Source organism: Silvania sp. (assembly GCF_051656365.1).
GTDB classification, from domain to species: domain Bacteria; phylum Pseudomonadota; class Gammaproteobacteria; order Enterobacterales; family Enterobacteriaceae; genus Enterobacter; species Enterobacter hatchlandensis.
In genome coordinates, this window is record NZ_JBOGBT010000017.1 from 59,604 (window position 1) to 77,872 (window position 18,269).

Below are 18,269 nucleotides of genomic sequence, written 5' to 3' on the forward strand. Positions count from 1 at the left end.
GTCCTCTGATTTTATCAGGTGTTTTTTGTAACCGTATAATTATAAATACATTTTGTTTAATTACTTAATGGCGCTCGCTACGCGTTCCGCGTCGGGATTAATGGAATATTAACGCAATTACCAGAGTTTTATTATTAATGAAAACGACACTCCGCGCAGGTGCCGGTTTTTTTGCAGCGATCTTATTAACCGGCTGCACAATTATTCCCGGTCAACATCTAAATACTTCCGGAAAAAATAACGTTGCCGTGGCCGACAACCCGCTGGATCTTAATAAGAAAGTGGATGTCTGGCCGCTGACGCCCTCTGTTATTGAAAAGCTTCGTCCCGTCGGAGCTAAATCTCAGGTAAATCCGAATCTCGATGAAGCATTAGCGCGCTGGGAATACCGCATTGGGCCTGGGGATGTGCTGATGATTACCGTCTGGGATCACCCGGAACTCACCACGCCAGCCGGGCAATACCGCAGCGCCAGCGATACCGGGAACTGGGTCGGCGCAGACGGAACGCTCTTTTATCCCTACGTCGGCAAACTCCACGTTGCGGGTAAAACGTTGGCACAGGTGCGGGAAGAGATCACTGCCCGACTGGATCGGGTGATTGAAAGCCCGCAGGTCGATGTCAGTATCGCCGCATTCCGCTCGCAAAAGGCCTATATCACCGGTGAGGTAAACAAATCGGGTCAGCAGCCCATCACCAATATTCCGCTGACGGTCATGGATGCCATTAATGCGGCAGGTGGCCTCTCGGCTGACGCAGACTGGCGTAACGTGGTGCTCACGCATGACGGCAAAGACTCGCGCATTTCACTGTATGCCCTGATGCAGCATGGCGATCTTACGCAAAACCGGTTGCTGTGGCCGGGGGATATTCTGTTTATTCCGCGTAATGATGCCCTGAAAGTGTTTGTGATGGGTGAAGTGATTAAGCAAAGCACTCTGAAGATGGACCGCAGCGGCATGACGCTGGCCGAAGCGCTTTCTAATGCCGGCGGATTGAATCAGGACATGGCCGATGCCACCGGTATTTTTGTGATCCGCTCCACCTCGGGTAAAAGCCCCGACGGCAAGATTGCGCAGATCTATCAGCTCAACGCCCGTGATGCCTCCGCTATGGTGTTGGGCACGGAGTTTCAGCTGCAGCCCTACGACATCGTCTACGTCACCACGGCACCGCTGTCGCGCTGGAACCGGGTTTTGACTCAGCTTGTACCGACCATCACCGGCGTGCATGACCTGACGGAAACCGTGCGTTTTATTAAGTCCTGGCCTGAATAATGATTCATTCCATTCTGGTGGTTTGCACCGGCAATATCTGTCGCTCGCCATTGGGAGAGCGTCTTTTACTCCAGCAACTCCCGACGCTGCAGGTGTCATCTGCTGGGGTCAGCGCGCTGGTTGGCCACCGTGCGGATCCTCAAGCACAGAGCGTGGCGATGATGCATGGCATCTCTCTGGTGGGGCATATCGGCCGCCAGCTGACGGCCCAAATGATGCGGCAAAGCGATCTGATCCTCGCCATGGAAGCAGAGCAAATTAATCGTATCTCACTTATCGCACCAGAGGTACGCGGTAAAGCGCTGTTGTTTGGGCAATGGTTGAAGGATCAGGAGATACCTGATCCTTACGGGAAAAGCATGGATGCTTTTGAGTACGTCTTTCGCCAGCTTGGTGAGGCGAGTCAGGAATGGGCTAAAAGACTTAAAGTTAAGGGATGACGGACATGTCGGCAAAAACGATAAATACACAAGGTTGTACTGTAGAAAACCAAGAGCTGGATCTGGCGCGCCTTGTTGGAGAATTCATTGATCATCGCTGGTGTATCATTAGCCTCACGCTAATTTTTGCGCTTTGTGGGGGGATTTACGCATTATTTACTTCGCCGGTGTATATCGCTGATGCGATGGTGCAAATAGAAGATAAGCATCAGAACACTATTCTCAAAACCTTGAATCAGCTCTCACCAGACCTTGCACCGGACTCTTCAGCTGAAATGTATCTTATGAAATCTCGCATGATCCTCGGCGAAACGGTTGAGGCACTGCGCTTACGAGATGAGATAGTCCCGATCTACTTACCTTTGGTGGGCAAAATCTGGGCTCGCCTGATTGGCCAGCAACCCGATATATTGACCGTTGACATGTTAACGCTGCCGCCTGCTCAGGGGCAGGTGAAGCCGCTCATCCTCACAGTACAAAGTGAGGGTCAATACCTGCTGGAAGGAGAAGGTTTTAGCGCGCAGGGAAATGTTGGCGAGTCATTGCATAAAACGGGTGTCTCAATCAGGGTTCGCGAATTGTCTGCGCCAGCAGGCACGCGTTTTTCGATTACGCAGCGCTCGCTGCTTGAAGCCATCAATGACCTGAGCCGCAATTTTAGCGTGACACAACAGGGCAAAGAGAGCGGGATAATCGGGTTGAGCCTCACTGGCACCGACCCCGAACGCATTGCTCGCACCCTAAACCACATCACACAAAGCTATCTGCAGCAAAACATTGACCGTCAGGCGGCACAGGATTCTAAGAGTCTTGACTTTCTTCAGCGACAGATGCCGCTAGTGCGTACCGAGCTTGAGGATGCTGAAGAGCGTCTGAATGCCTATCGTAAGAAACGTGATTCGGTTGATTTGACGCTGGAAGCCAAGTCAGTGCTAGAGCAAATCGTTAATGTCGATAATCAGTTGAATGAGCTGACCTTTCGCGAAGCCGAAATCTCGCAGCACTTTAAAAAAGACCATCCGACGTATCGTGCACTGCGGGAGAAGCGTCTGACCTTAGAAGGCGAGCGGGACAGGCTAAACAAACGCGTCAGTGCGATGCCATCGACACAGCAGGCGATCGTCCGCCTGAGCCGCGATGTGGATTCAGGTCGCGCGGTGTACCTGCAGCTTCTGACACGCCAGCAGGAGTTGAACATCTCGCGCTCCAGCGCCATCGGCAATGTACGTATTATTGACACGGCGGTGACGCAACCTGCACCCATAAAGCCGCGCAAAGCGCTGATCGTGATGATGATGACGCTGTGTGGACTGTTCGTGTCGATGGGGCTGGTACTGGCAAAATCGGCGCTGCGACGCGGTATCAACAGTCCGGAGCAACTGGAAAGTGAGGGCATCAACGTCTATGCCACTCTACCGCGTTCAGAATGGCTGAGCAGAAAAACTCTCTTAAGCGGCAAATACTTCTCCTGGTGCTTTAAGCATAAAACTACCGACGTGCCGTTTTTGCCGGTGGACCGGCCGCTGGATATTTTTGTCGAAGCCATTCGCGGATTACGCACCAGCCTGCATTTTGCCATGATGGATGCGCAGAATAATATTTTGATGTTCAGCGGGCCGACGCAGGACTGTGGCAAAACGCTGGTCAGCACGTCGCTGGCGGCGCTGGTGGCGCAGGTTGAACAGCGCGTGCTGTTCATCGATGCCGACATGCGTAAAGGCTATGTGCACAATATTTTTGATCTGAAAAACGACGCGGGTTTATCCGATGTCCTGTCAGGGAAGGAAGAATTCCAGCAGGCCGTCCAGACCTACGCCAGCGGCAAATTCGATGTGGTGACCTGTGGACAATACCCACCGAATCCTTCTGAACTGCTGATGCATAGCCGTTTTCGTGAGTTTATGCGCTGGGCCAGTGAGCATTACGACATGGTCATTGTGGATACCCCGCCCATTCTTGCCGTCACGGATGCCGCTCTGGTGGGGGGAATTGCGGCCTCGACTCTGCTGGTTGCCCGCTTTAACGTCACCAGCGTCAGGGAGATGCAGGTCAGCTACCGACGTTTGCAGCAGATGGGGGTCAACATCAAAGGCGCCATTCTGAACGATGTCATGAAATCCGCCGCCAGCTATTACAGCTCCGGTTACGACGCCTACGGTTACTCCGCAGCACAAAACGAGGGCGCACAGACAGCAAGACGATAGGATGTACAGGGGAAAAGACCCGGTAGCCGAGCGGCTACCGGGTATAACGACTTATTTAGACAGCAGCTCGAGCGCCGTACGTTCCACCAGCGACAGCAGGACTTTGACATCCTCAAGCGTCACGATTGGGTTCAGCAGGGTCAGCTTCAGGCAGGTAACACCGTTGTGCTCGGTCACGCCAACGTTGGCACGACCCGAATCCAGCAGCGCATCACCAATCTTCTGGTTGAGCAGCGCGATGGCCGCGTCGTCCAGCTGTTGCTCAGGACGGAAGCGGAACAGCACACTCGCCAGCTGCGGTGGCATCACCAGTTCCAGCAGCGGTTGCTCGGTCACGTATGCGGCAACCTGCTGGGCCATGGTCACGCCATGATCGATGATCTCAGCGTATTTCTTCTCACCCAGCGCTTCCAGGCTCATCCACAGCTTCAGCGCGTCGAAACGACGGGTTGTCTGCAGGGATTTGGATACCAGGTTCGGCACGCCCGCCTCTTCGTCGAACTCGGAGTTCAGGTACGCCGCCTGATAACGCATCAGCTCATAGTGACGCGCTTCTTTAAGCAGGAACGCCCCGCAGCTGATGGTCTGGAAGAACTGCTTGTGGAAGTCCAGGGTAACGGAATCCACCAGCTCGATGCCGTCCAGGTAATCGCGATACTTCTCGGACATCAGCAGCGCGCCGCCCCAGGCCGCATCCACGTGAACCCAGATATTCTGCTTCGCCGCCAGTTCTGCAATTGCACGCAGCGGATCGATAGCACCCGCATCCGTGGTGCCTGCCGTGGCAACAATCGCCAGGATCTGCTCACCGTTGGCGTTGCAGTGGTCAATCTTCGCCGCCAGATCGTTAAGATCCATACGCGAACATTCGTCCGTTTTCACCTGGATGACAGACTGGTAGCCCAGACCCATCAGCGCCATGTTCTTCTGCACGGAGAAGTGAGCGCTGTCAGAGCACAGAACGCGAATTTTACGCAGATCGCCCACCAGACCATCCTGCTGGACCGAGTGGCCAAGACGCGCAAAGAACGCATCGCGTGCCAGCATCAGACCCATCATGTTGCTCTGGGTGCCGCCGCTGGTGAACACGCCCGCATCGCCAGCCTGATAACCCAGGCGGGTACGAAGCCATTCAATCAGTTTGATCTCGATAATGGTCGCCGACGGGCTTTGATCCCAGGAATCCATGCTCTGGTTAGTGGCGTTGATCATCACTTCCGCCGCCTGGCTTACCACCAGGCTTGGGCAGTGAAGATGCGCTACGCACTGCGGATGATGCACCGCCAGGCTGTCTTTCAGGAAATATTCAACGGCACGCGCAATCGCGGTTTCGTTGCCCAGCCCTTCCGGGTTGAAATCCAGGTTGATACGATCGCGCAGCTCGGCGACCGTTTTACCCTGATACATTTCCGGCTGTTTCAGCCACTGCATGACCGCCTGGGTGCTCTGCTCGATAGCCTGCTGATAGGCTTCAATGCTATGCGCCGATGACGACAAAATCGGGTTTAAATCTGACATCTTATGCTTCGTCTCCGGTTCGGTTAGGCTGGGCGAACGCCCGCAGCAAGCAGTGCCTGCTCAAATTTGTCCAGGAACACGTTCAGTTCCTTGTCGCTTATCAGCAGGGAAGGCAGCAGACGAACAACGTTGCCGTTACGACCACCACGTTCCAGAATCAGACCAGCTTCGAAGCATTTCTTCTGGATCAGTGCAGAGAGATCGCCATCGCCCGGGAAGCAGCCCATGTGGTCTGCCGCTTCGTGCGGTTTCACGATCTCAATACCGATCATCAGGCCCAGACCGCGCACGTGACCAATAACCGGATAGCGTTTCTGCAGCTCAACCAGTTTTGCTTTCAGCCACTCGCCCTGGGCGGCAACTTTATCAGCAACGTTCTGCTCTTTGAGGATCTGCAGGGTAGTCAGGCCAGTGGCCATCGCCAGCTGGTTGCCACGGAAGGTGCCGGTATGGTGACCCGGAGACCAGGCATCGAACTGCTTTTTGATGCCGAGCACGGCCAGCGGCAGACCACCACCCACAGCTTTAGACATCACAACGATGTCAGGCTGGATACCTGCGTGTTCGAAGGCGAAGAACTTACCAGTACGGGCAAAGCCCGCCTGCACTTCGTCGAGAATCAACAGAATGCCGTTTTCTTCAGTCACTTTACGAATACGCTGCAGCCACTCAACCGGAGCCGGGTTCACGCCGCCTTCGCCCTGAACCGCTTCCAGAATAACGGCAGCCGGTTTACGCACGCCGCTTTCAACGTCGTTGATCAGGTTTTCGAAGTAGTAGCTCAGGGCTTTAACGCCCGCTTCACCGCCGATACCCAGCGGGCAGCGGTACTGGTGCGGGTAAGGCATAAACTGCACTTCCGGCATCATGCCGTCGACCGCTTCTTTCGGAGACAGGTTGCCGGTCACGGACAGTGCGCCGTGCGTCATTCCGTGATACGCGCCAGAGAAGCTGATAATGCCGCTGCGGCCGGTGACTTTTTTCGCCAGCTTCAGTGCGGCTTCAACCGCATCCGCGCCGGAAGGGCCGGTAAACTGCAGGCAATACTCTTTGCCCTGACCAGGCAGAACGGAGAGCAGGTATTCTGAAAACTCGTCTTTCAACGGCGTAGTCAGATCCAGGGTATGTAACGGCAAGCCGCTGGTAATGACACTTTGGATGCTTTTCAGCACATCAGGATGGTTATGACCCAATGCCAGCGTTCCCGCTCCGGCAAGGCAATCAAGATACTCTTTGTTATCCGCATCAGTGATCCACACGCCGTCCGCCTTAGTAATCGCTAAAGGCAGTTTGCGTGGGTAACTTCTGACGTTGGATTCCATTTCGGCCTGACGGGCCAGATAGGTTTCGTTGGTTTTGAAAGAAGAGGCATTCAAAGAATCAATACGGACTTTATCCGTCATCATATCACTCCTACAACCGCGGCTCATCGATGGCCACGATTGAACAATTAAAAGAAAAATGAGAAGGGCATCAAAAATTCGCGGCCAATATAGAGCCTTTTTGCGTGGGGCTCAATGGTTAATTGTTTATCGTTTTGTTACGCGTTCGCAATTGACGCGCGCAGGCCGTTAACCCGCATGGCGACTACGGTTTACCCGCGGGCGCTCAGGCTAAAAAAGTGGGGCAATTCCGGGCAAAAAAATACCCTCACCAGCGCGATGGCGGGCAAAGGTTTTTGGACGCCGTAAACTTACTTTTTAACCTTTGTTGCCGCTTGCGCATTCTCTAACGCCTGCTTTTCAGCTGCCGCATTGATCGTAGCCTGACGGTTCTGATCGGCGATATAGCACGCATCGCGGCTTACGCCTTTTGCTTCGCAGTCTGCTAAGCGTTGCTCCTCAGAGACGCAGCCTGAGAGAAGCGCTGCCACAATACCTGCTAATACAATCTTGTTCATAGATTAACCTTAAGTGAGCTGAGAACGCGTCGGCATGACGGTCTTGTTTCTATAGAAGTAACGGATTGCTAACGCGAGGGTACTATCGCGAAAGGGTAGGCTAAACAGCTTGATGCAGATCACACTTAGCACGAATAGCTAAAAAGATGAGAGTGGTCTGTAGAGGGAGTGGCGAGAACGATACTCCCTCTACAAAAGGTATTTTAACTGCCCGCCTCGTTATTCTTACGCCACGCGGGGATAGTATTAAGCAGATAATGGCGAAGCGTTCAGCGCTTTGGGGTTAGAGCTCAGGCAGATTGCTCGTCTCTCGCTCCACGCGCTGAATAATATCCAAATCCCACTGCATGAGAAAAACGGAGGTCTCACTAAGCGTTATTTACATATGTTTCCCTTATCCTCAGTTTCTTATGTGATTGATGGTCTGGATTGGGAGTAAATGGTTAGAAAGAGAAGAAGCCAAATAAAAGTATATTTGGCTTCTATTTTTCACGATTTGATAAATAGATAAGAGGCAGCGACATTAGAAAGAATTAAAATAATAGTTATCAAAAATAATGTGAACTTAACTTTTAGCCATGATGTCATTTCATCGGGTAAAGTTCTGATGAAATCATAATGGTCTGAGTTCATACCTCTAACTATGAAACTGCCTTTCTTTACAATAAGAGGTAAGAAGAAATAAAAGTCTTTTTGAAATGTAAAAAAAAGCCCCCCTGCCTGAGCAAGTATTATTCCATTTGGTAGAAATCCAAATCGCTCGCGGAAAATTTCACACAATATAATGTGATGCTTGTTTTTTAATGCGGAATACCCATATGTTATTATTGTAAAAACCATAAAGAGTACAAATAAAATAGCAGATGTAATATTCACACTATTTACCTACCGAGTTATAAATCATCTCACCAAAGCCTTCGCCTTTGTCTGAGAAGTATTCACCAGCAAGGGCACCGCCACCACTCCCAAGAATTATGCCACAGGCTAAGGCACCAGCCCCGGCTACCTCTATTGTTGTAACACCCAAAACTAAAGAGCAGATACCCATACCAACAGCACCTCCGGCATAACCACCAGCAAGGCTACCAGCGAAGCTACCGATCTCTGTATATTTTTTCTTCGCACATTCAGTTTCGCGACCAGTTGAACAAGCCTCATTTATCTCATTGATTGAGTGAACCGCACTAAACACTATTCCAACGTAACCAGTATAGCGCATTGCTTTAACATATTTAGCTGCGCGCTCAATATGGGTTGCGTATCCTTCAATATCGCTGATCCCAGTCTCATTCCATTGGTATGTTATTGAACGGGTAGACAAACCCAGCACATTTTTGATTTTATTATACTCTCCAAGCTTCATCGCTTTATTCAGGAAGCCAACTTTGAGAATACTGTCGAGTTCGTTGAAGAGTTGAGTACGCCTCACATAGAATTGTTCACCGATCAATGCGCCTCGCGTCATATACGTATTTTTATATGTCGCCTGGATCTCTTTGAGAATTCGTTCGATATTCTCAAAATATTTCCCGACCGGATCGGCAACAAGCCCTATTCCTTTATCCGCAATGTTAGAAAAATGGGCAATGGTGGCGTAATGCTTGTGCAGGAAATTAGCTTCTTTATGTGTCAGCGGCTCAAGGGCTGCATCAACCCTGGCTTTTGCTTTTTGCATGTGGGCGATCTGCTCGTCGTCCTGCTTTTCAGGATCAACCAGAAGCATAATCGAACCAGCTTTATAGCTTTGGTCTGCACCGTTCAGCGTAGCAAATAGCGCTTTGGCTCCTGCCGGTGGGTTTTCAGTGAACAGCAGACGTTGCCAGGCTTCTGTCGTACCGCCATAGGGGAGAACAGCGAAACCTGCATCTATGCCCGATTTTTTCTTCTTCGCTGTCTGTGCGTGCTGTTCAGGCTCTGAGTAAACTTCTGGAGCGAGTGAGGCGGATAGTGGAGCCACAGTCGCTGAGCCTGCGTTTCCGAATGCCTGTGGTTCTTCTTTTTCATACATGGGGTAAGCGTTAGAGGGGCGTATTTTTGCCTTACAGGGGCATGAACTGTAGCTATCAAGTGACCCTGCTACACGTCTGTTATCTGCACCATCCGTAAAAATTGAGATCCCGCCAATAATCTTGTACGTGTTGCCGTCTTTGCCACAGGTTACAGGGTCGCCTTCTTTTGCTATCGGTTTACCGAAAGCAATACCCAGCGCTGAGCCTACGACGATTCTTCCTCCGCATGTTGTTCTGTCCCCCTGGCAAAGCACAATCCCTGTCGCCATAAATCCCTCTGGTTAATGAGGAAATAATCAAGGAGGTCATTTTACAAACAATCACCCCATGCGCAACAAGTATCAGACTTAAGGGAAACTTCGTTTCGTAACAATCAGTAAGGGGGGCCGGATGAACTGCTTGCACCAGCAAGCCGCTTCCCCTAATCTGGCGGGCGTAAAAAGATTTAACTTACATGACTCGGGGTGCCCTTCCTTGTGAAGGCTGAGAAATACCCGTACCACCTGATCTGGATAATGCCAGCGTAGGGAAGTCAGATGCCCTCCGGGCTATCGCTTCTTCGCGCAAGGCAGGAGCGATACCATGCAGCCTGACCTGCTCAATTTACACGCCTTACACCATTTCCGAACCCGTTCCCCGCTGACGCACTGCATGACCAATGATGTGGTGCAGACCTTTACCGCGAACGTGTTGCTGTCTCTCGGAGCGTCACCGGCGATGGTGATTGAAGCCGAAGAGGCCGAACAGTTTGCCTCTGTGGCCGATGCGCTGCTGATTAACGTCGGCACCTTGACTGCGTCGCGTGCTCAGTCGATGCGCCGGGCAATCGAAAGCGCCGTCGCCGCAGGCAAACCCTGGCTGCTCGATCCGGTCGCCGTTGGGGCGCTGGCGTACCGCACCCGCTTTTGCCAGCAAATTCTCGCCCTGAAACCTGCCGCCATCCGCGGCAATGCCTCAGAAATTATGGCCTTGGCCGGGATGAGCGCGGGCGGGCGCGGGGTGGATACCACCGATACGGCAGCCAGCGCGTTGCCTGCGGCGCAGGCGCTGGCGCGTCAGACCAATGCAATTGTGGCGGTGACCGGCGAGGTGGATTACGTCACTGACGGGCAGCGCATCCAGGCTGTGACCGGCGGCAATCCGATGATGACCCGCGTGGTGGGCACCGGCTGCGCGCTGTCGGCGGTGGCGGCGGCCAGCTGTTCGCTGCCGGGCGATCGGCTGGATAACATCGCCGCAGCCTGTGGTTGGATGAAGCGGGCGGGCACCCTCGCTGCCGCACAAAGTCAGGGGCCGGGCAGTTTTGCGACGGCGTTTCTGGATGCTTTGTGGAATCTGGGGGATCAGGCATGAAGCGCATTAACGCTCTGACCATTGCCGGTACCGATCCCAGCGGCGGCGCAGGGATCCAGGCCGACCTGAAAACCTTCTCCGCGCTGGGCGCCTACGGCTGCTCGGTCATCACCGCGCTGGTGGCGCAAAATACCCGTGGGGTCCAGTCGGTGTATCGCATCGAACCGGATTTTGTGGCCGCGCAGCTGGAGTCGGTGTTCAGCGATGTGCGCATCGATACCACCAAAATCGGCATGCTGGCAGAGACGGATATTGTTGAGGCCGTGGCAGAGCAGCTTAAACGTTATCAGGTGCAGAACGTGGTGCTCGATACCGTGATGCTGGCAAAGAGCGGCGATCCACTATTATCGGCTTCCGCCGTCGATACGCTGCGTATAAAGCTACTGCCACAGGTAGCGCTGATCACACCCAATCTGCCCGAAGCGGCTGCGCTGCTCAATGCCCCGCACGCACAAAACGAGCGTGAAATGAGAGAGCAGGGCATTGCGCTACTCGCCATGGGCTGCGGGGCGGTACTGATGAAAGGTGGTCATCTGGAGGATGCCGAAAGTCCGGACTGGCTCTTTACCCGTGACGGCGAACTCCGCTTTACGGCCCCGCGCGTGCAGACCAAAAATACCCACGGTACGGGCTGTACGCTCTCTGCTGCCCTCGCGGCATTACGTCCACGTCATGACAACTGGCCTGATACGGTGCAGGAGGCCAAGCGCTGGCTCTCAAGCGCGCTGGCAAAAGCCGATAGTCTGGAAGTGGGTCACGGTATTGGGCCGGTACACCATTTCCACGCGTGGTGGTAAGCCTTATACTGGCAGGAGATATCAGGCCTGAGAAAAACAGAGATGGAACAAGCGCATACCCGGCTAATTGCTGAGCTGACTGAACGGATCGCGGCACCGGACAATACCCCGCTGTACCTGAAGTTTGCCGAAACGGTAAAAAATGCGGTGCGCAGCGGGGTGCTGGCCCACGGGAATATTCTGCCAGGTGAGCGCGATCTGAGCCAGTTGACCGGGGTATCGCGCATTACGGTGCGTAAAGCAATGCAGGCGCTGGAAGAGGAGGGGGTAGTGACGCGCGCCCGGGGCTACGGGACACAAATCAATAATATCTTTGAATATTCCCTTAAGGAAGCGCGCGGTTTTTCTCAGCAGGTGGTGCTGCGCGGTAAAAAGCCCAACACGCTATGGGTCAACAAGCGGGTGGTGAAGTGTCCGGAAGAGGTTGCCAGCCAGCTGTCGATTGCCCCGGAAAGTGACGTCTTTTTGCTGAAGCGTATTCGCTATGTGGATGATGACGCCGTCTCGATTGAAGAGTCCTGGGTTCCGGTGGCACTTATCCCTGACCCGGATGCGATTGGTATTTCGCTGTACGACTACTTTCGCAGCCAGAATATCTTCCCGCAGCGGACCCGTTCTCGCGTCAGCGCCCGCATGCCGGACAGTGAATTTCAGACCCATATTAAAATGGATGACAAAATACCGGTGCTGGTGATCAAGCAGATTGCGCTTGACCAGCAACACCGGCCCATTGAGTACAGCATTAGCTACTGTCGCAGCGATCTATACGTCTTTGTGTGCGAAGAGTAACGCCTCGCGCGTGGGGGCACAGTCCCCTCCGCGATGGCTGACCACCCAGGCGGCCACGGCATTGCCCAGCATCACCGCGTCAGCCAGACTCCACCCCGCCGCCAGCCCGGCAAGCGTACCGCCCGCGTGGCTGTCACCTGCGCCAATGGTGTCGACCACGGTAGCCGGAAAGGCAGGACCATAGCCCGAGGTTTCAGCGTCATACCAGGCTGCACCGTCTTTGTCGTGACGGACAATCAGCACTGAGCCGAACCGCTGCTGCCAGTACGCGCCTAAACTGTCATCCTCGACACCCCATCTTTCAGCGGCGAGCTGCGCCTCCTGGCGATTGAGCGACACGATCGGGTTACAGGCCATAATCCGCGCCATCAGCGGGTCAGGAATATCCGCAATACGCGGGCCAAAGTCGATAAACGGCGTCACGTCCTGCAGTCCTTCCAGCCAGCCCGTCAGTAACTCCCCGCACGGTGATGCCAGCTGGTAACCCGACAGATAGACCAGACTGTCAGGCGGCACGGTAAGCGCATCCAGCCAGGGTTGCTGCCACTGGTTTTCCACCCCGCTAAACGACATAAAGGTCCGCTCGCCGTCAGGCTCCACCAGCGCCAGGCACCAGCCGTTGTCGCCGGTTTCGGCTTCCACGACGCTGTGCAGATCCTGTTTTGCCATTGCGTGACGAATAATGTCCGCCCACACGCCGTGACCGACGGGCAGCGCGTTTTGTGCGCTGATACCCAGCCGCTTCAGGGCGATGGCGATGTTCAGCGCGCAGCCGCCAATGTTGATGCCCTGCTGTTTTAGCTCGATATCACACCCGCGCCAGGGCAGGGCGTAGGCATCGGCGATCACGTCAATCACCGCCGCACCCAGCACCGTGACCGGGCGCGTGGCGTGTAAGGCTTCCAGACGCTGGGCTAACAAACTCATACGGCCTCCCTTTGCTCCCGGTAGTGCAGGAGTTTTTCGCAGTAATGACCAAAATCGAGGCGGTTAACGGCGTCAAGTTCGTCCTTCAGCGCCGGGTCAATCGCCTGCACGCCGTGCAGCGCCCCACAGATAGCCGTTGCCATTGCGCCAATGGTGTCCGTATCGCCGCCCAGGTTGGCGCATAAAATAGCGCAGCGGTTCGGGTCAGTCCCCGCCAGCTCAACCATCGCGATCGCCGCCGGAACGGACTCAATGGTGCTGGTTCCCGCCCCGATAAGTTGATACACCTGCTCGCTGGCGGACTCTGTGCCAGTGGCCTCCCGCACGGTTTTGAGCGCCAGTTCAATGCGCGCGGCAAGCGACGCGCTGAAAGTGGTGGTTTTGGCCTCCTGCGCATAGCGGGCGATACCCGGCAGGGCATCAGCGATGTTTTGCCAGCGCTCTCCGTCGATGGCGCGGGAAATCGCCCAGGCAATCACCACCGCACCGGCGATGGCGAGATCCGATTTATGGGTCGGGCTGGAGGCCAGCGCGACCTGTTCAACAAAGTGCTCCAGAGGCATCGCGGGCAGCAGGCAGCCCAGCGGGGAGGCACGCATCGCCGCCCCGTTGGTGACGCCGTTGTTTTCCAGCTCGCTGACCGGCTTGCCGTCGCGAATGGCGTTGAGGGCGATTTTCGACGTCGGGCCGAGTACGTTCTTATTAAAGGCGTCGAAATCGAGCGCCCAGCGCAGGATATGTTTGCCGATAACGTCCGCATTAATCTGCCCGTCGCACTCGATAATGGCGTCGGCGAGACACAGCGCCATTGAGGTATCATCGGTGAATTCCGCGCGGTTGAAATAGCAGGCCGCGTTATTCTCTGCCGGGCCGGGTAAAAAACGGTCGATCCAGCCGAAGTGCGCTTTCACGCGCTTTCTCGGCCACAGCTCCGATGGCATGCCCATCGCATCCCCTAACGCCTGCCCGTAAAGAGCCCCGAGAACACGTTCGTGTTTCATTTAACTTCCCCTTGTGTCAGCGCGGTATCGCCATCAACCACCTCAATTGCGGTGATCTCTTTATCCGATTCGCGGAAAAACAGCATAAACAGCACGGCAATCACCGCAATCATGATTGCCCCAAACGTCCACATTCCGGCCCAGTTGAAGGTCAGCCCATTCACCGGCTCTTTATAAGCGAACATTTTTTCCATCATCACGCCGCCCAGACGGTAACCCAGCAGGCTACCAAAGCCCTGGCAGCACAGCGTAATCAAGCCCTGCGCGGCGGTACGCATGTGCGCCGGCGCTTTTTTGTCCACGTAAATGTACGCCGTCACGTAGTAGAAGTCGTAGCTCACGCCGTGCAGCAAAATACCGAGGAACAGCAGGGCGTAGGTGAAGTATTGTTCCGCACCGCCGTAAACAAAGAAGCCATAGCGAATAGCGGCGGTGATAAGACCCAGCAACAAGACCTTCTTAATACCAAAGCGTTTGGTAAAGAACGGCAGGGCCAGCATAAAGAAAATTTCGGAGAACTGACCGAGCGTCATCCAACCCGTGGCGTTTTTCATGCCTACTTCGGTCAGGTAGCCAGTGGCGAAGATGTAGTAGAACGCCAGCGGCATTGCGAACAGGAACGAGCAGAAAAAGAACACCAGGAAGTTTCTGTCGCGCAGCAGGATCAGGGCATCGAGCCCCAGCATGACTTTGAGGTCCAGCTTGCCGGTACTCTTCGGCGGGGTGTTCGGCAGGAACAGCGCGAACACGCCAAGCAGGGCAGAGCTGGCGGCGGTCATCAGCAGTGGAATATTGGTATCGGAGATATCGCTGTAACCCAGCATCTGCGGCAGGAACCCGCACGCCAGACCAGAGGCGATCCAGCCGATGGTGCCCATGACGCGAATGCGGGGGAAATCCGCCTCCACATCATTAACGTTGGCAAAGGCGATACTGTTGGTCAGCGCGATGGTCGGCATATAGGTCAGGGAATAGGCCAGCAGCAGCGGGAAGAAGGTGCTGAACTCGGTCTGTTGCGCGGCGAAGTACATCAGCACGGCACCGGCAAACATCAGCACCGCCAGCACTTTCTGGGCGGCGAAGAAGCGGTCGGTCAGCGAGCCGACGAGGATTGGCGAGAGGATCGCCGCAATCGCGGTACAGGCATACGACCAGCCGATTTCCCCGGCGCTGAAGCCGCTTTTACTCAGCCACAGCCACAGCGGCACAAACCATGCGCCCCAGATAAACCATTCAACAAACATCATGAATGACAGTTGGACTTTCGTTTTCATTGCTTCATCCTGCATGTCAGAGAGGGTACGCCTTTAACATACCATTCAATAATACCTTTTAAATACCTTTGTGGTGATTGTTTGATCGGTGTAACAAAATTGTTGTACACGAAACGCGCCAGTAAGCGGTATGGAAATGCGCTTCAGGCGGTGGAAAATCTGTTCAGGCGGTACCAGGCTTAGTCTGCTCACAAAAATGTGGGCCTGGATACTACGCGCCGACATCACGTCGGCCCTGACGGGAGCAAAGCTATGACTGATATTGCGCAGCTGCTTGGCAAAGACGCCGACAGCCTGTTACAGCATCGTTGTATGACCATTCCAGCCGACCATCTTTACCTGCCCGGTCACGACTACGTCGACCGGGTGATGGTCGACAATAACCGTCCACCTGCCGTGCTGCGCAATATGCAGACGCTGTATAACACCGGGCGTCTTGGCGGTACAGGCTATCTGTCGATTCTGCCAGTTGACCAGGGCGTGGAGCATTCGGCCGGGGCGTCGTTTGCCGCTAATCCGCTCTATTTTGATCCAAAGAACATTGTTGAGCTGGCAATTGAAGCGGGCTGTAACTGCGTTGCTTCCACCTACGGCGTGCTGGCCTCAGTGTCGCGGCGCTATGCGCACCGCATTCCGTTCCTCGTGAAGCTAAACCATAACGAAACCCTGAGTTATCCCACCGAGTATGATCAGACCCTGTACGCCAGCGTCGAGCAGGCGTTCAATATGGGGGCCGTCGCGGTAGGGGCGACCATCTACTTTGGTTCAGAGCAGTCGCGGCGTCAGATAGAAGAGATCTCGGCGGCCTTTGAGCGTGCGCACGAGCTGGGTCTGGTGACCGTGCTGTGGGCTTATCTGCGCAACCCGGCGTTTAACAAAGACGGGACCGATTATCACGTCTCCGCCGACCTCACCGGGCAGGCTAACCATCTGGCGGCCACCATCGGGGCGGATATTGTGAAGCAGAAAATGGCCGAGAATAACGGCGGCTACAATGCGGTGAAATTCGGCTACACCGACGATCGGGTCTACAGCAAACTGACCAGCGACAGCCCCATCGATTTGGTGCGCTACCAGCTGGCAAACTGCTACATGGGCCGCGCAGGGCTTATCAACTCCGGGGGAGCTGCGGGTGGTGAAACCGACCTCGCGGATGCGGTGCGCACGGCGGTGATCAACAAACGCGCGGGCGGGATGGGACTGATCCTCGGTCGCAAAGCGTTTAAAAAGTCGATGGCCGACGGCGTGAAGCTGATTAACGCGGTGCAGGATGTCTACCTGGACAGTAAAGTGACAATTGCCTGATTCATCTTTGCGTCTTTCGCTAATGCCGGGCGGCACTGCGTTTGCCCGGCCTACAAATACGGCGTCTACATTTTCGAAAACCCATTTCATTTCACTCAAACATCTATCCCGATCCACGTCACACTTCCCCCGCCTTTTGTGAAAAGTGTCACTTCTTGCCGTGCAGATGCACAGAAAATGGTCGACGCTTAGCGGAATTTGTCTAAGGCTGTGGGTGAAATTTGCGCTTAAAGTTAGTTTCGAAACAGCTTTTCATATTGCGAAGCCGCGCAGAACCAACGTTGTGTTAAGGACTGATAATGAAAATCGAATCTGTAAACGTCACCGTCTTTCAGTATCCCACGCGTCGGGTTTCCGACACCGCCGGGCACTCTCATCCGGGGCCGGAAAGCCTGGCTAAAATGGCGATGCTAACCATTACCGTAGACGATGGCACCCAAGGGTACGCTTTTGCACCGCCGGAAGTGGTGCGCCCTTTTGTCGTCAATACCTTCTTTCGTAAAGTGATGATCGGCCAGGATGCGTTTAATCGCGAGAAGATCTGGCAGGAGCTGGCGCACTGGCAGCGTGGTAGCGCCCATCAGCTGACCGAGCGCGCGCTGGGGTTTGTTGAGCAGGCGCTGTGGGATCTGATTGGTCGCAAGCTTAACGTGCCGGTGTGGAAACTGCTCGGCGGCTATCGCGATAAAGTCCCGGCTTACGGCAGCACCATGTGCGGGGATGACCTGCCGGGCGGCCTCTCAACCCCGGACGAATACGCCAGCTTCGCTGAAACGCTGGTCGCGCGCGGCTATAAAGCGATCAAACTGCACACCTGGATGCCGCCGGTCTCGTTTGCGCCTAATCCAAAGATGGATGTCAAAGCCTGCGCCGCAGTGCGCGAAGCCGTGGGCCCGGATATCGACCTGATGATTGACGGCTACCACTGGTACAGCCGCACCGAGGCGCTGTACATCGGTAAAGAGCTGGAGAAGCTCAACTTCGCATGGTTCGAAGAGCCAATGGAGGAGGAGAGCATGTCCTCGTACGCCTGGCTGGCCGAAAATCTGTCGATTCCGATCATCGGGCCAGAAAGCCTTGGCGGTAAACACCACAGCCGTGCGGACTGGATTAAAGCCGGCGCCTGCGACATTCTGCGTGCCGGCTCTAACGGCGTGGGCGGCATCTCGCCAACCCTGAAAGTAGCGAACCTCGCCGAAGCGTTTGGCATGGACTGCGAAGTGCACGGCAACGGCGCGGCAAGCCTGGCGGTGATTGGCGCTATCAAGAACTGTCGTTGGTACGAGCGCGGTCTGCTGCACCCGTTCCTCGACTACGATGTCCCGGCCGCTTATCTCCATAGCATCGTCGATCCGATGGACGAGAACGGCATTGTCACCCTGCCGGATCGCCCGGGACTCGGTGAAGACATTAATTTTGCATATATCGAAGCCAATACCGTCAGCCACGACTGACAAATAAAAACGTACCCTACA

General features: G+C 54.7%; 14 protein-coding genes, 1 pseudogene and 1 riboswitch. Of the genes and pseudogenes, 8 read left to right on the plus strand and 7 right to left on the minus strand.

What is annotated here, in order from left to right:
- Window positions 1–137 precede the first annotated feature (137 nt).
- The 3 genes from ACRDD5_RS03065 to ACRDD5_RS03075 are packed head-to-tail and all read left to right on the plus strand — an operon-like array spanning window position 138 to window position 3,921.
- The gene (locus ACRDD5_RS03065; protein ID WP_438675883.1) at window positions 138–1,277 is read left to right on the plus strand and encodes a polysaccharide export protein; all 1,140 of its coding nucleotides are present in this window, start codon (window positions 138–140) and stop codon (window positions 1,275–1,277) included.
- Window positions 1,277–1,717 carry an arsenate reductase/protein-tyrosine-phosphatase family protein gene (locus ACRDD5_RS03070; RefSeq protein ID WP_438675884.1) on the plus strand — a complete coding sequence of 147 codons (441 nt, stop codon included), beginning with the start codon at window positions 1,277–1,279 and terminating at the stop codon, window positions 1,715–1,717. The genes ACRDD5_RS03065 and ACRDD5_RS03070 overlap by 1 nt, the downstream gene beginning before the upstream one ends.
- Before the next feature lie 5 nt (window positions 1,718–1,722).
- The gene (locus ACRDD5_RS03075) at window positions 1,723–3,921 is read left to right on the plus strand and encodes a polysaccharide biosynthesis tyrosine autokinase (protein ID WP_438675885.1); all 2,199 of its coding nucleotides are present in this window, start codon (window positions 1,723–1,725) and stop codon (window positions 3,919–3,921) included.
- Between the two features lie 51 nt (window positions 3,922–3,972).
- Here ACRDD5_RS03075 and ACRDD5_RS03080 read toward each other — a convergent pair whose 3' ends face one another.
- The 4 genes and pseudogenes from ACRDD5_RS03080 to ACRDD5_RS03095 all read right to left on the minus strand — a co-directional run bounded on the left by ACRDD5_RS03080 (window position 3,973) and on the right by ACRDD5_RS03095 (window position 9,617).
- The gene (locus ACRDD5_RS03080) at window positions 3,973–5,439 is read right to left on the minus strand and encodes a pyridoxal phosphate-dependent decarboxylase family protein (RefSeq protein WP_438675886.1); all 1,467 of its coding nucleotides are present in this window, start codon (window positions 5,437–5,439) and stop codon (window positions 3,973–3,975) included.
- 23 nt (window positions 5,440–5,462) lie between these two features.
- A complete protein-coding gene (locus tag ACRDD5_RS03085; protein ID WP_438675887.1) occupies window positions 5,463–6,845 on the minus strand; it encodes a diaminobutyrate--2-oxoglutarate transaminase in 1,383 nt (460 codons plus the stop codon).
- Between the two features lie 299 nt (window positions 6,846–7,144).
- A pseudogene (locus ACRDD5_RS03090) lies at window positions 7,145–7,339 on the minus strand (hypothetical protein); the annotation flags it as partial.
- Between the two features lie 877 nt (window positions 7,340–8,216).
- Window positions 8,217–9,617: a PAAR domain-containing protein gene (locus ACRDD5_RS03095; protein WP_438675888.1), complete on the minus strand. Its 1,401-nt coding sequence runs from the start codon at window positions 9,615–9,617 to the stop codon at window positions 8,217–8,219.
- A 181-nt stretch (window positions 9,618–9,798) separates the two neighbouring features.
- Window positions 9,799–9,895: riboswitch (TPP riboswitch) on the plus strand.
- 35 nt (window positions 9,896–9,930) lie between these two features.
- On the opposite strand from ACRDD5_RS03095, the gene thiM reads away from it, so the two are divergent.
- Genes thiM through ACRDD5_RS03110 form a run of 3 tightly spaced genes read left to right on the plus strand, consistent with a single transcriptional unit; the run spans window position 9,931 to window position 12,287 of the window.
- On the plus strand, window positions 9,931–10,701 hold the full coding sequence (gene thiM, locus ACRDD5_RS03100) for a hydroxyethylthiazole kinase (RefSeq protein ID WP_438675889.1): 771 nt from the start codon (window positions 9,931–9,933) through the stop codon (window positions 10,699–10,701).
- Window positions 10,698–11,498, plus strand: coding sequence for a bifunctional hydroxymethylpyrimidine kinase/phosphomethylpyrimidine kinase (gene thiD, locus ACRDD5_RS03105; protein ID WP_438675890.1), 801 nt, complete (start codon window positions 10,698–10,700; stop codon window positions 11,496–11,498). The genes thiM and thiD overlap by 4 nt, the downstream gene beginning before the upstream one ends.
- A gap of 42 nt (window positions 11,499–11,540) precedes the next feature.
- On the plus strand, window positions 11,541–12,287 hold the full coding sequence (locus ACRDD5_RS03110; RefSeq protein ID WP_271282698.1) for a GntR family transcriptional regulator: 747 nt from the start codon (window positions 11,541–11,543) through the stop codon (window positions 12,285–12,287).
- On the opposite strand, the gene ACRDD5_RS03115 is transcribed toward ACRDD5_RS03110, so the two are convergent.
- From ACRDD5_RS03115 to ACRDD5_RS03125, 3 genes are read right to left on the minus strand one after another with little or no spacing between them, the layout of a single operon-like run.
- On the minus strand, window positions 12,261–13,214 hold the full coding sequence (locus ACRDD5_RS03115) for a PfkB family carbohydrate kinase (protein WP_438675891.1): 954 nt from the start codon (window positions 13,212–13,214) through the stop codon (window positions 12,261–12,263). The two genes, ACRDD5_RS03110 and ACRDD5_RS03115, sit on opposite strands and share 27 nt — an antisense overlap.
- Window positions 13,211–14,215 carry an ADP-ribosylglycohydrolase family protein gene (locus ACRDD5_RS03120; protein ID WP_438675892.1) on the minus strand — a complete coding sequence of 335 codons (1,005 nt, stop codon included), beginning with the start codon at window positions 14,213–14,215 and terminating at the stop codon, window positions 13,211–13,213. The genes ACRDD5_RS03115 and ACRDD5_RS03120 overlap by 4 nt, the downstream gene beginning before the upstream one ends.
- Window positions 14,212–15,489: a nucleoside permease gene (locus ACRDD5_RS03125; RefSeq protein ID WP_438675893.1), complete on the minus strand. Its 1,278-nt coding sequence runs from the start codon at window positions 15,487–15,489 to the stop codon at window positions 14,212–14,214. The genes ACRDD5_RS03120 and ACRDD5_RS03125 overlap by 4 nt, the downstream gene beginning before the upstream one ends.
- A 252-nt stretch (window positions 15,490–15,741) precedes the next feature.
- Here ACRDD5_RS03125 and fbaB point away from each other — a divergent pair, with 252 nt between their 5' ends.
- Window positions 15,742–16,794: a class I fructose-bisphosphate aldolase gene (gene fbaB, locus ACRDD5_RS03130; RefSeq protein WP_271282694.1), complete on the plus strand. Its 1,053-nt coding sequence runs from the start codon at window positions 15,742–15,744 to the stop codon at window positions 16,792–16,794.
- A gap of 299 nt (window positions 16,795–17,093) precedes the next feature.
- Entirely contained in the window at window positions 17,094–18,248 is a 1,155-nt protein-coding gene (locus tag ACRDD5_RS03135) for a mandelate racemase family protein (protein WP_438675894.1), read from the plus strand.
- The last annotated feature ends 21 nt before the right edge of the window (window positions 18,249–18,269 follow it).